At 63.7% G+C, this 13,009-nt stretch carries 10 protein-coding genes; 7 read left to right on the forward strand and 3 right to left on the reverse strand.

What is annotated here, in order from left to right; genetic code table 11:
- Positions 1 to 24: 24 nt before the first annotated feature.
- Entirely contained in the window at positions 25 to 318 is a 294-nt protein-coding gene (locus tag TSA66_RS12340; protein WP_040040250.1) for a hypothetical protein, read from the reverse strand.
- A gap of 33 nt (positions 319 to 351) precedes the next feature.
- Positions 352 to 663: a hypothetical protein gene (locus TSA66_RS12345; protein WP_040040246.1), complete on the reverse strand. Its 312-nt coding sequence runs from the start codon at positions 661 to 663 to the stop codon at positions 352 to 354.
- A 545-nt stretch (positions 664 to 1,208) separates the two neighbouring features.
- Here TSA66_RS12345 and TSA66_RS12350 point away from each other — a divergent pair.
- Positions 1,209 to 3,245, forward strand: coding sequence for a serine/threonine protein kinase (locus TSA66_RS12350; protein ID WP_040040251.1), 2,037 nt, complete (start codon positions 1,209 to 1,211; stop codon positions 3,243 to 3,245).
- A 20-nt stretch (positions 3,246 to 3,265) separates the two neighbouring features.
- Here the strand turns inward: TSA66_RS12350 and TSA66_RS12355 are convergent, their stop codons facing one another.
- A complete protein-coding gene (locus TSA66_RS12355) occupies positions 3,266 to 4,444 on the reverse strand; it encodes a formylglycine-generating enzyme family protein (protein ID WP_232429460.1) in 1,179 nt (392 codons plus the stop codon).
- Between the two features lie 243 nt (positions 4,445 to 4,687).
- Here TSA66_RS12355 and TSA66_RS12360 point away from each other — a divergent pair, with 243 nt between their 5' ends.
- The 6 genes from TSA66_RS12360 (at position 4,688) to TSA66_RS12385 (ending at position 13,007) form a co-directional block, all read left to right on the forward strand.
- Entirely contained in the window at positions 4,688 to 5,125 is a 438-nt protein-coding gene (locus tag TSA66_RS12360; RefSeq protein ID WP_040040252.1) for a DUF4399 domain-containing protein, read from the forward strand.
- 50 nt (positions 5,126 to 5,175) lie between these two features.
- Positions 5,176 to 5,604 carry a DUF4399 domain-containing protein gene (locus TSA66_RS12365; protein WP_040040253.1) on the forward strand — a complete coding sequence of 143 codons (429 nt, stop codon included), beginning with the start codon at positions 5,176 to 5,178 and terminating at the stop codon, positions 5,602 to 5,604.
- A gap of 101 nt (positions 5,605 to 5,705) precedes the next feature.
- Positions 5,706 to 7,661 carry an HD domain-containing phosphohydrolase gene (locus TSA66_RS12370; RefSeq protein ID WP_040040254.1) on the forward strand — a complete coding sequence of 652 codons (1,956 nt, stop codon included), beginning with the start codon at positions 5,706 to 5,708 and terminating at the stop codon, positions 7,659 to 7,661.
- Between the two features lie 20 nt (positions 7,662 to 7,681).
- On the forward strand, positions 7,682 to 9,112 hold the full coding sequence (locus tag TSA66_RS12375; protein WP_084199978.1) for an efflux transporter outer membrane subunit: 1,431 nt from the start codon (positions 7,682 to 7,684) through the stop codon (positions 9,110 to 9,112).
- The gene (locus tag TSA66_RS12380) at positions 9,113 to 11,668 is read left to right on the forward strand and encodes an FHA domain-containing protein (protein WP_084199564.1); all 2,556 of its coding nucleotides are present in this window, start codon (positions 9,113 to 9,115) and stop codon (positions 11,666 to 11,668) included.
- A complete protein-coding gene (locus tag TSA66_RS12385) occupies positions 11,631 to 13,007 on the forward strand; it encodes an HlyD family efflux transporter periplasmic adaptor subunit (protein WP_040040255.1) in 1,377 nt (458 codons plus the stop codon). The genes TSA66_RS12380 and TSA66_RS12385 overlap by 38 nt, the downstream gene beginning before the upstream one ends.
- Positions 13,008 to 13,009: the final 2 nt, after the last annotated feature.

The following is a 13,009-nucleotide window of genomic DNA, read 5'->3' on the forward strand; positions in this document are numbered from 1 at the left end:
TCGTTTGCAGGGCCGGTGCGTAATTCACGCTGAATGGCCGAAGTTGATGTTGTTGGTGCCGGTTTGCGTCGGGTTCACGTTGGCGGTAATGCAGTCGACGAAGGCAGCGTTGTTGCCGTTGTTGACTTGCGTGTTTTGCTGCTGGCCGAGCATTTGCGATGCATTGAAGCCAAAGTCGCTTTGTGAATAGCTCAGCGAGGGCATGTACGGGGTGTACTGCGACGTCAGCCCCTTGCCGGTGCCGCCGCGGACCTTGGTCATGGCGGAGCGGTCGAGGTCGGAAGCGAGGGCGAGGTCTTTGATGGTGAGGGTAGTCATGTCGAATCTCCTTGAACGATGTGAATCAGTGAATTAACCGAAGTTGATGTTGTTGCTGCCGTGCTGGGACGGGCTCACGTTGGCGGTGATGCCGGACGCAAAGGCGACGTTGTTGCCGTTGTTGACGACAGTGTTCTGGCTTTGGCCGAGCGACTGGGTGGCGTTGAAGTTGAAGTCGCTCTTGTTGACGTCGAACGACGGGCCGCCCCATGAATACGGTGCGCACGGATAGGACGGAGCGCAGGAAGGCATGTAGCCGGATCCGGTGCCGCCGCGCACTTGGGTCATGGCGCTGCGGTCGAGTTCTGCGGTAACGGCCAGGTCTTTGATGATGAGGGTTTGCATGGTCAATCTCCTTAAAGGGAATCAGTGGTTTGGGTGGTGAGCGTTGTGTTGCACTCGACAGGGATACAGCAGGGAGCGTGCCAGTGGCCGCGAACGCACCGCTTTGATTGTGCAAGTCATTGAAAAATAAGGGGGAAATCGGATTTGGTAATGTTCCGGAGCGTTGACGCCGGCGAGCTGGCAGCACGGATGCGATGGGGCTGTCCCAACACATTGCGGCTATCTGTTTGTAGGGCCGCGACACTTATGCCCGGTCATGCCTGAGGCGCCGCATGGGCCTGTTGGCACGTGCCCAAGATTCGGGTTGGTACGGCTCATGCATGGGACGTCGAGGATATCCGGCGGCGCCGTGCGACGCAGGCAGTCGGCACGGCCGTCTGCGGTCCGGGCGATTTGAATTTACCGCCGCCGCTTGTGTCTGAATCGATACGTCCTGCGCATGACTACAGCTTGCGCTGCGCGTTTGCAAAAGGGCGGTGCGCCGCCGGAGTGGATGCTTAGAAACGAAAGTCGTGCCCGGAATCGTCAACTCAACGTGAATACCTATGGCGAGTATTGCGAACGCAATTCAGTCTTATCAGAGCGGCGGCCTGACGCACAACCAGTTCCTGGCGCAAGTCGACCGGCAGCTGGCGGCGGACCAGGTGAATTGCGCGCGCCAGCTGGAGCAGGCGCTCAGCGACGAGCAGACGCGCATGATGTTGCCGCCGGAAGTGTATGCCGAGCTGCAGCGGCGCGTTGAATATCTGACCGGTTCGCAGCCCGGCTACGGCGGCGAGGAAACCCGTGTGCAGACCGAGCGTAGCGACCGTCCGCTGCCGCAATCGACTGCGTCGACTGGCTGGGGCAGCCAGGGGCAGGGCGCGCCGGAGCGCATGAAGGGTATCGGCGACACGCTCAACGGCCGCTTCGTGCTGGAGGAGTGCATCGGCTTCGGCGGCATGGGCACCGTGTACAAGGCGCTCGACCTGCGCAAGCTGGAAGCGTCCGACCGCAAGCCGTATATCGCAATCAAGGTGCTCAACGTCCAGTTCCGCGGCCATCCGAAATCGCTCATCACCCTGCAGCGGGAAGCGCGCAAGGCGCAGCAGCTGGCGCATCCGAACATCGTGATGGTGTACGACTTCGACCGCGACGGCTCGACCGTATACCTGACAATGGAATACCTGTCGGGCAAGGCGCTGAGCCAGATGTTGCGCGCCAAGGATTTCACGGGCCTTCCGTATGCGGAGGCGATGCGCATCGTCAATGGCATGGGCAAGGCGCTGGCCTATGCCCATGAACGCGGTTTCGTGCACTGCGATTTCAAGCCAGCCAACGTCATCCTGACCGACAAGGGCGAGGTGAAGGTAATCGACTTCGGCATTGCCCGGGTGTTCCGCAAGCCGGAGGAAGATAGCGAAGCCACCGTGTTCGATCCCGGCAGCCTGGGCGGATTGACGCCGGCTTACGCCAGCCCGGAAATGCTGGAACACCGCGACCCCGATCCGCGCGACGACATCTATGCGCTGGCATGCATTACTTACGAGCTGTTGACCGGGCGCCATCCGTTCGACCGCTTCCCGGCCTTGCATGCGCGCGGCGCCGGGATGAAGCCGCAACGCCCGGATAACCTCGGACACAAACAGTGGCGCGCGCTCAAGGCCGCGCTGTCGTTTGATCGCGAGACGCGCACGCCCAGCGTCGAACGCTTTCTGCAAGAGATGGAAGGCCACAGCCGCACGCCGGCTTACCTGGTGCCGGCCGGAGCCGGGATGGCGCTGGCGGCGCTGCTGGCGGTGAGCTTCGTCTACTGGTCCCGGACGCCGGGCAGCAGCGGGGCATCGGGCACGCCGGACGAGTTCGTGCCAGCGGAAGGCGCACGACACGAGCCGCAGGAGCAGCCTGCGCAGCAGGGCAAGGTGCCTGCATTGACGCTCGCTGCCGTGATGCCGGTGCTGACACGCTTGCCATGCTCAGCGCTGGCGCCGACGGTGCAGGGCAATACGCTGCGGGTGGAGGGCTATCTGTCGCGCGATGTCGGCGTTCCTCGCCTGAAAGAGACATTGAATGCAATTCCCGGCGTGCAGACGCTCGACCTTGACGTGCATCCGGTCAGCAGCGAAAAATGCGGCGTGATCCAGGCCTATGCACCTTACTGGGTTCACAACCGGCAATCCGGCGGCCACGCCACGATCCGCACCAAGGCTGCAAGGGCGGCGCTGATCGAGGGCGATCCACTGGTGGTCGATATCACGACGCCGGATTATCAGTCCTACGTTAATATCGACTATTACGTGCTCGACGGCAGTGTCGTACACATGGTGCCTGGGCCGCGCGCGCGCGCCAACCAGGCGCCGCCGAATTATGCAGCCACCATCGGCAATCTGGGCAACTGGGTAATCGCCAAGCCGTTCGGCAATGAACTGATTGCCTTGCTGGTCACCCCGGTGCCGCTGTTCGATTCCCTGCGTCCCGAGATCGAGCCGCGCGCCGATTATCTGCGCGCAGTACAGGCGCGCCTGCAGCAGATTGCGGCCAAGCATGGGCAAGACAAGATTGCGGCGGATTTCGTGCAGATCACGACGCGGGAAAAGCGCTGAGAACCGACCAAAGCCGTTTGCTATTGTGCATCACGGACCACGCGAAAGCCGTTTTGCGAGTTGCGCACGCTGGCGTCATACTTGAAGCGCGTGGTGGAGGGCATGTAGCTGGCACCTTCGCGCCATGAGCCGCCGCGGATGACGCGCACGCGGCAATTCGCCTCTTCCCAGCTGCGGCCATCGGCGGGCGCGCTCTTGTAGGAATTGTGCCAGCAGTCGCTGACCCATTCCCACACGCTGCCGTTGACATCGTATAGCCCGAATGGATTGGCGGCAAAGGAGCCGACGGGCGCCGGGCCTTCCGCCTGCCAGGGCTGGCCGCAATCCTTGCAGTTCGCCATGCCCTTGCGCATCTGCTCACCCCACCAGAACTTGCCCGTTGTGCCACCGCGCGCCGCGTACTCCCATTCCGCTTCGGTCGGCAGGCGGTAAGCCTTGCCGGTCTGCGCCGATAGCCATTTCATGTACTGCTGCGCATCGTCCCAGCTGACGTCGCGCACCGGCGTATTGCCGGGTCGGCTGGCATCGCCGCCGACATGTGGACAAGCGCCGGCAGTCACGCAGGCATTCCACTGGTCGACCGTCACTTCGTATTTGCCGATGGCAAAAGGTTTGGCGAGCGTGACGCGATGTGCCGGCTTTTCGGATGGATCGCTGGTGTTGCTTCCCATGGTGAAGGTGCCAGCCGGCAGAATGATCAGGTCCGGGCAGGTCGCACAATCCTTGGCAGCGGAAACGCCGGCGGCAGGGGCTTTCGGTTTTTCCGTGGCTGCAGCGGGGGCTTCCGGCTGCGCCTGCTCCGGGGCGGCTTTCGGTGCTGCTTTCGGGGCGGGGGGCTCGCGTTCGGACGGCACCTTGGCAGCGGGCGCAACGCGAGACTGTTCGGGGGCCTTCGGCTTTTGCTCGGCGGCCTTCAGGCGCTCGATGCGTGCGCGCGCCAGCGCCGCGAAGCGGCCGTTTGGATAGGATTTCAGGTAGGCTTCGTAATCGCTGGCGTGCGTGCTGTCCTTGATCGAATCCCAGAACGTCAGTTCGATCTGTTCGGCGCTATCTTTCGGCAGAACGCCTGCGAGGAGATAGAGGTCGTCGGTCGGGCCCGCCGGCGCGGCGCGAACAGGCGGCCAGCAAAGGGTTGCAAGTGCGCAAGTGAGCAGCATCTTGAGTGCAAGACCCAGACCTTCGGTTGTGAGAATTCGCATTCGGCAGTGATCGATCTGGTAGCTTTTGTTGTGAACTCTCGCGCAGAATTCATATGACCTCTCTGATAAAGTTCAAGGCAGCTTCGCATCCTTCGGATAAAGAATGCAGCGTGATCTAAGCTGGTATTAAGGATTGGCGCTACGCGCTGATCTCCAGTAACAAGCCTGGAAACAAGCGCTCCGGCGCGCTGCGTCGCGGTGTTTGTGAGGCGCACGCCGACCAACTCCGGAAGGACAAAGGCGATGCCTAAAGCAATCATTCCCGCCGCATTGGCCGCAGGTATTTTGGCCCTGTCGTCCGCATTCTCTCCCGTATCAGCCGCCGGCACGCCTTCGCCGAAGGATGCGCAGGTGTATTTCATCTGGCCGCAGGATGGGACTGTCATCCAAGGGGGCAAGTTCTGGGTGCGCATGGGATTGCGCAACATGGGCGTCTGCCCGAAAGGCGTGGAGCTTCCCAATGTCGGCCATCATCACCTGCTGATCGATACCGAGCTGCCGCCGTTGACCGAGCAGATTCCGTCCGATCGCAATCATTTGCATTTCGGCGCCGGCGAGACCGAGGCGCGCATTGAAATCCCGCCGGGCAAGCATACGCTGCAGCTGTTGTTGGGCGACCATGACCATACGCCGCACGATCCGCCGGTCTATTCGAAAAAGATCACGGTCGTGGTGCGGTGAGCGCTGAAGGCGCGGCATTCCAACATTCGGGCATTCGGAGAGAGCCAATCATGAACAAAGCATTCGCCGCCGTGGTTTTCCTGTTCTCCGCGCTGGTTTGCGGGATGGCATCGGCCGGCCCGACGCCGGCGCCGGCCAACGCCTACCTGTATATCGGCTGGCCCAACGATGGCGAGGTGGTATCGCACGACAAGCCGATTCGGGTCTGGTTCGGGTTGCGCAACATGGGCGTGGCGCCGAAGGGTGTCAAATTTCCCAATACCGGCCATCACCATTTGCTGATCGACACCGACCTGCCGCCGGCCGATCAGGAGATTCCGTCCGACCGCAACCACCTGCATTTCGGCGCCGGCGAAACCGAGACGGCGATTGAACTTCCCCCGGGCAAACATACGTTGCAACTGTTAATGGGCGACGACAGGCACATTCCCCACAACCCGCCCGTTCATTCGAAAAAGATCACCATTACCGTCAGATAGGTGCGGCTGTACTGAAGGACTAGGTGCCGGAACCGGTGTTTGGAGGGCAGTGTCGAACCGCTTGATTGAGGTAATGCACCACAAGGATCGAGAGCGGTGAGATGAAAGGCGCAACCACATTTGCCGAGTCGGTCGGTGCAGCAATGGCCTATCTGGAAGTGCCGGGGGATGGGACGGCCAAGCCGGTCGTCTTTGCGCTGCACGACGAGGTCGTGATCGGCCGCGAACCGCAGGATTCCCTGTCCTCAGACAAGTTTCTCTGCATTCCCGATCACACCGTCAGCCGCCGGCATGCGCGCATCCGGCGCCGTGGCAGCACCTATTTCGTGGAAGACCTGCATTCGTTCAACGGCACCTTCGTGCTAGGCAACCGGCTGCGCCCGGGAAGCTGGCATCCGCTGCGCGACGGCGACGAACTGGCGGTGTCGTCGGCACAGATGATTTTCCACTCGCTGGTCGTGCCTGCGCAGGACAACATGACCACGATCATCACCAAGACCGTCGACGCGACCCAACTGGCGAAGACGATGGAGCCGCCCGCCGCTGCGGACGACGGCGACATGCAGCGCACGGTGCGCAAGCTGCACGCGATGGCCCAGGTCAGCATCGCCCTGGGCGCGGTAACCGACCGCGCCACGCTGATCGAGAAGATCATGAACTTCATCTTCGACCTGTTCCCGCTGGCCGAGCGCGCCTTCATCCTGCTGCGCAAGAGCGAGGGCGAGGCACCGGTGCCGGTGGCGGCCAGCCGCCGAGACGGCAAGGTCGAGGATCCGGAACACGTCACCATCTCGCACACCATCGTCGGCGAGGTGCTCGACAAGAAGCAGTCGATCCTGTCGGTCGATACGCTGGCCAACCGCCATTATGGTGCGCAGGAGTCGATCATTTCGCAGGGCATCCGCAGCGTGATGTGCGTGCCGCTGCTGCTGGAAGGCGAGTGCCTGGGCCTGATCCAGGTCGATACCTCGTCCGATCCCTATGCGTTCAAGGAGCAGGACCTCGAAATGCTCACCGGCGTGTGCGCCGAGACGGCGGTGGCGCTGAAGAACTTCCAGCTCTATTCCGATATTGAGCGCCTGCTCGACGGCTTCGTGCGCGCCTCGGTGCAGGCCATCGAGGAACGCGACCCGGTGACTGCCGGCCATTCGTTCCGGGTGGCCTCCTATGCGGAAGGGCTGGCGCAGGCAGTGGACCGCGACACCGGGCCGGAACTGCGGCGCATCGCTTTTTCGCACGAACAGCTGCGCGAAATCCGCTATGCCGCGCTGCTGCATGATTTTGGCAAGGTCGGGGTGCGCGAGCATGTGCTGCGCAAGGAAAAGAAGCTGCACCATTCCGAAATGCGCCTGCTGGAGCAGCGCTTCAAGTATGCGCGCGCCTGCCTGGAACGCCAGGCCTACCGCCTGCTGGCCGAGCTGCATGCGCGGCGCGAACTGAGCATCGGGGCGTTCCGCGCCGAGAAGATCCGGATCGAAGCCGGCCTGCGCGAGGAATACGAGCGGCTCGACCGCTTTCTCGACGCGATACGGCGTGCCAACGAGCCGGCCGTGTCGCACACCGAGGGCCGCGGCGAGCTGGACGACATCCTGGACTACGCCTATCACGAAGCCGACGGCCTGGCGTCGCCGCTGCTGGAACAATGCGAATTTTCCGCGCTGTCGCTGCCCAGGGGATGCCTCACGCCGGAAGAACGCAAGGAGATCGAGTCGCACGTGGTGGACTCGTACTCGTTCCTGATCCTGATTCCGTGGACGCGCGATCTTTCCGGCGTGCCGGCGATCGCCCACGGCCATCACGAAAAGCTCGACGGCTCAGGCTACCCGATGGGACTGCGCGGCGACCAGATCAGCATACAGACCCGCATGCTGACCATCTGCGACATCTGGGATGCGCTCACCGCCGGCGACCGGCCGTACAAGAAGGCGGTGCCGACGGAGCAGGCGCTCGACCTGATGGCGCAGGAGTGCCGCGCCGGGCATCTCGATTCCAGGTTGTTCAATGTGTTTGTCGATGCCAAGGTCTGGACTGCGGCAGCAACATCCGTAGCGAAATGATGCATACCACTCAACTCTTCATGGCGCGCCCGAGCGCGCCGCCGTCCGGCCTGAGCACCTTCCGGCGTGCCGGCAATGCCGTTCTGGCCGGGCTGTGCGCCGCCTTGCTGTGCAGCTGCGCCGACGTCAGCATGCCGGCATATCAGCGGCCTGATACGCCGGTCAAAGCGGCCTGGTCCGGCAAGCCGCCGGTGTCCGCGGCTGAAACCATCGCGCCGGACTGGTGGAAGGAATTTCGCGATCCCACCCTGAACGGGCTGGTGGCGAAAGCGGTCGCGGGCAACTTCGACGTCAAGATCCTGGCCGCGCGCATCCAGGTGGCCGGCGCCGAAGTCGGCGAGGCGCGTGCCGGTGCGCTGCCGACGCTGGACGCAGGCGCCGGAGCGAGCTTCGAGAAGAGCACCGGGCAGAAGCTCTCGAAGTCCTTCAATCTCGGCACCCAGGTCAACTGGGACATCGATATCTGGGGCAAGGTGGAAAAGGGCGTGCAGGCGCAGAAGGCGGAGTACCGTGCTTCCGAAGCCGACTGGCGGGCCGGCTACCTGAAGCTGGTCTCGGATGTGTCGACCACCTACTTCCAGATCCTGCAGTTCGACGAGCAGATCGACCAGCAGCAGCGCGCGCTGGACAAGAACCGCCAGATCCTGTCGACGTTCGACGCGATGTACAAGAACGGGCTGCTGCCCAATACGCGGGTGCTGCAGCAGCGCGCCGAGATCAACCGGCAGACCAATGACTTGCTGGAGCTGCGCCGTGCGCGCGACCTTGCGACCAACGCGCTGTCGACCCTCCTGGGCGTGCCGGCGGGCGAGCTCAGGATAGCGCCCGGGCGGCTGCAGGACCGGGTGCAGCTGCCGGCGGTGCCGGCCGGATTGCCGTCCGACCTGCTCAAGCGCCGGCCCGACATCGTCGCTGCCGAGTTCCGCGTGCTCGAAGCCTACGACCTGGTCGGCCAGGCCAAGCTGGCGCAGCTGCCGTCGGTCAGCCTGACCGGGCGCGGCGGCAGTTCGAGTTTCGCGCTGACCGACTTGCTGAAGTCGTTCACCTTCGGGCTTCTGCCCAGTATCAACATTCCGATCTTCGATCCCTCCGTCAAGGCGCACGTGAAGACCAACGAGGCACAGACCCGGGTGGCGGAAGAACAGTACCGCAAGACTGTCATCTCGGCATTCGAGGATGTCGAAAACGCGCTGGTCAATCTCGACGCCCATCGCAAGCAGCGGGTCGAACTGCAGCAGCAGATCGACAACCTGAAGACGGTGTCGACGCAGACCGAGGCCCAGCTCAAGGAGGGCGTGGTGTCCCAGCTCGAACTGTTCGAAACCGAGCGTTCGCTCCTGTCGGCGCAGCTTGCGCTTCTGGCGAACCACCAGCAGATCCTGTCGGATACGGTGACGCTGTACAAGGCGCTGGGCGGCGGCTGGCCGACCGTTGCGGTCGGGAGCCGATAAATGTTGCGCCGCAATGCCACCAATACCGCTGCCGACGAAGGGCGCACGGTCGCGCTGCAGCCTGCGCCGGCAGTGGCGCAGGAATTCGATATCGTGCTCAAGCCCGTCGCCCATCCCGAGCTGGGCGATATCCGCATCGACGAGAACCTGTTTGCGATCGGCCGCACCGAGCCGCCGTTCGACGCCTATCCGCCGGAACTGGTGGCAGACTTGTCGCGCCGCCATGCGCGCATCTTTTCCGAGTATGGCGCCGTCTATATCGCCGACCTCGGCAGCAAGAACGGCACTACCGTCAACGGCGTCAACATCCGCCAGAAAACCAGCCGGCTGCAGGACGGCGATGAGATCGGCTTCTCGGGCGAACTGACGTACAAGGTGCAACTCGGCGCCCGCACCGACGCTCCCCGTCGTGCGGCGAAGGTGGTCAGCCTGACGCTCACGCCCAGGCGCGACGATGCGGGCCTGCAGCCGATCGTCGTGACCCAGTTCCCGTTCCTGATCAGCAAGGCGGACACCACGTTTTCGCGCTACAAGAGCGAGCATCCGCACCAGGTGAACTATATTTCGCGCCGCCACGCGCATCTCTTCCTCAAGGGCGGCCAGCCCTATGTCGAGGACCTGGGCAGCACCAACGGCACCTTCGTCGCCGAAAAGCGGCTCGACGAACATGCCGTGCCGCTCAAGGACGGCGATGTGCTGGCTTTCGGCGGCCATCACTTCGTCTATACAGTGAGCCTGCAGACGCAGGAGGCGGAGCTCGATCCGACCATCACCAAGCTGAGCCAGGCGGTACGCAAGGGCGCGGCGGAAAAGAATACCTTCGACGTGGACAAGACCACTTTCGTGGCGGCCGCCGACTCCTTCCTCGACATCTTTTGCGTCGATCGTGCGCAGCCTCAGGACGACGAACTCAACGACGAGGCGGCCAAGCAGGCGGACGACCCCGGCAAGGAAAGCGGCGGACGGGCGCGCGGCAGGTTCTCCATTTTCGCCGCCGAGCTAATGCAGGCCTTTGGCGGCGGCGAGAAGGGGGCCTTCAAGCGCCCTCTGCGCTGGGGGGCGCTGTTCTTGGCGGCGCTCGCCGTATTTGCCGGGGCGCTGTACCTGCGGCAGGCGCCGGAGGGCAGGCTGAAGGAGCTCGTGGCAGACGGCGACTATCCGCGCGCGGCCGAGGTGGCCGACCGCTACCTGAAGGACGACCCGGACAACGCGGAAGTCAGGGCGCTGGCGACGGAAGCGCTGCTCAAGGCCGGTGTGCCGCAATGGGCGGCAAGCCTGAAGGCGCGCGATTTTGCGCGCGCCGATGCGGCACTGGCGGACATGAAAAGACTGGGCACCCACAACGCCGATGTCCAGCCGCTCCTGAAGCAGCTCGAATGGATGGACGGGCTGGAAAAATTCGTGCTGGGGCGGGGCGGGCCGGATGCGCCGATCCGGCTCTATGCGGACGAAGAACGGATCAGGACGCTGCTCAAGCGCTGGGATGAAGACACGCAGGGCCATCAGCGCTCGTTCGCCACCATTTCTTCCTATGTGCCGGCGTTCCGCGATCCGTATGCCGGGGCGCTGTCGCACCTGCGCAAGCTGCAGAGCGACGACGCGGTGTATTCGGCCGCCATCGAGCGCCTGAAGACCACGATCGCCAGCGCCCTCAATGAGGTTCGCCCCGAGGAACTCGATGCGGTGCTCAAGGAATACGCCGAGAAGTACCCCAGGATCGGCGGGCTGGACGTCGTGCGGCAGGACTTGCGCAGCTACACGGCCATCCTGAAGCATGCGCGCGAGCGCAACCTGGGTCCGCTCGTTACCCAGGCGGCCGCAGCCAAGTTTGCGACACCGCCATTCCAGGCGCGATTCCGCGCGCTGCAGGCCAGTCCGTTGTTCCCGCCGCCCGACGTCATGCAGCAGTATCAGGCCGTCTCCATCGCCTGGCGCAGCGGCGATACGGAGCGGGCCTTCGCCGGCTTGCAGAAAATGGCTTCGGGGCCTTGGGGCGAGGCGGCGTCGCGCGAGCTGGCGCACAAGAAGGCCATCGCCGACCAGTTCGCCCAGCTGCGCAAGACACGCGGCAGCGCCGGATTCGACGAGCGCCTGCTGGCGTTTTACGGTTCGCTCGATCCCGGCGAGGATGGCTATTTCGCCCGCGCCGTGGAACCGGACGTCACGGCAAACCGGGGCAAGGCCATTGCACGGGCGCAGGAATTGCTCAATCGCGCCCAGCTAAGCTGGAAACAGTACCGGGACAACGGCCCGATCGAGGGCGACCAGCGGCTTGAAAGCAAAATCTCGGGCAAATACCGTAGGCAGGCACAGCTGCTGTCCGGGGCCGAAGCCGCCGCGCGGCAGGGCATGCTGGTCTACGCCCAGCTGAAGATGGAACAGCCGGCAGACGGGCGCAAGCTGCGCGACGACATCAATGCCGAAGCCGAGCAGCAGCGCAAGGCGTTGCAGGAATTGCGCAACGTGCTGGCGCCGAACCTGTTGAAGAGCAAGCTGGAGCTGCTGGGAGAACAGAACGATGGCAACCAACGCCAACCGACTCAAGCCGCTGACTGAAGCGCTGGAAGATCACAGCGCGGAAGGGATCGCGATCCTGACCGCCGAGCCGTGGCGCTTCACGCATGCGGTGGTCATCACGATGATGGCGCTGGTGCTGGTTGCGCTGGTCTGGTCATTTTTCGGCCATGCCGATGTCATCGTGTCGGGGCAGGGCGCGTTGCAGCCGGAGTCGGAAGTGCGGCGCTTCTACACGCCGGTCGACGGCGAGCTGGCCAATTTGTATGTTGCCGAAGGCCAGCCGGTGTCGAAGGGGGATGTGCTGGCGCGGCTCAATGCGCGCGGCGCGATCGAGGCCGCCACCAATGCCCTGCAGGCGCAGCTGAAGCTGGAGGATGCCGAGCGCGAGTGGAAGGAATTCCCCGAAAAGAAGGCGCTCATGGAACGCAAGATCGTCGCGCTCAAGCAGGCAATGGAAGTCGAGCAGCACCAGCATGACCAGCGCGTTGCCGAGGGCACCGGCAAGCTGGCGGAGGGGCAGCGGGCGCAACTGGCCGAAGCGCGCACCGCCGTGGAGGATGCGCGCCGCGCGCGTGACGCGGCCAAGAGCGAGTCCGACAAGTATTCCAGGTTGCTGGCGCTGCCCGGCGGCGGCGGGGTGTCGCAATTGCAGGTGGAGGGCAAGAAGAATGCGCTGCTGGCCGCCGAGAATGCCTTGCGCGCCGCGCAGGCCAGGCTGTCCGAACTCGGCGCGCGGCAAAGCATGGAATTCAACCAGGCCAAGGCGCAGCTGGAAACCAGCGGCCAGGAACTGACCAAGCTGCAGCTGCAATACGATGCAGCGACCAAGGAGATCGCCAATACCGAAGAAAAGCTGCGGCTGCAGGTGCAGACCGCGCGCCTGGTGGCGGACGCCGCCGCCCGGATCAAATTCGAAAACATCGACAAGGACAACTTCCTGCTCATCGTCGCTCCGGCCGACGGCGTGGTCACCGACGTCACTTCCACCCAGCCGGGCGACAAGATTCAGGCCAACACCCCTTTGGGCGGCATCGCACCGAAGGACGCCCGTCCGGTGCTCAAGATTGAAATTCCCGAGCACGATCGCGCGTTTCTGCGCGAAGGCCTGGCGGCCAAGCTGAAATTCAATGCGTTTCCGTACCAGCGCTACGGCCTCGTCAACGGCACGCTCGCCTACATTTCACCCGCCACCAAACCCTCGCCGCAAACCAAGCAGCCGGTGTACGAAGGGCGCGTCACGCTCGAGCGGAATTACTACGAAGTGGGAGACATCAAGTATCCGCTGCGCTACGGAATGACGGCTACTGCGGAAGTGGTGGTGCGCGAGCGGCGGCTGATCGATCTGGCGCTCGACCCGTTCCGACAGATCGGCGGATGAGT

Origin of the sequence: Noviherbaspirillum autotrophicum (assembly GCF_000818395.1) — a bacterium.
GTDB lineage: Bacteria > Pseudomonadota > Gammaproteobacteria > Burkholderiales > Burkholderiaceae_D > Noviherbaspirillum > Noviherbaspirillum autotrophicum.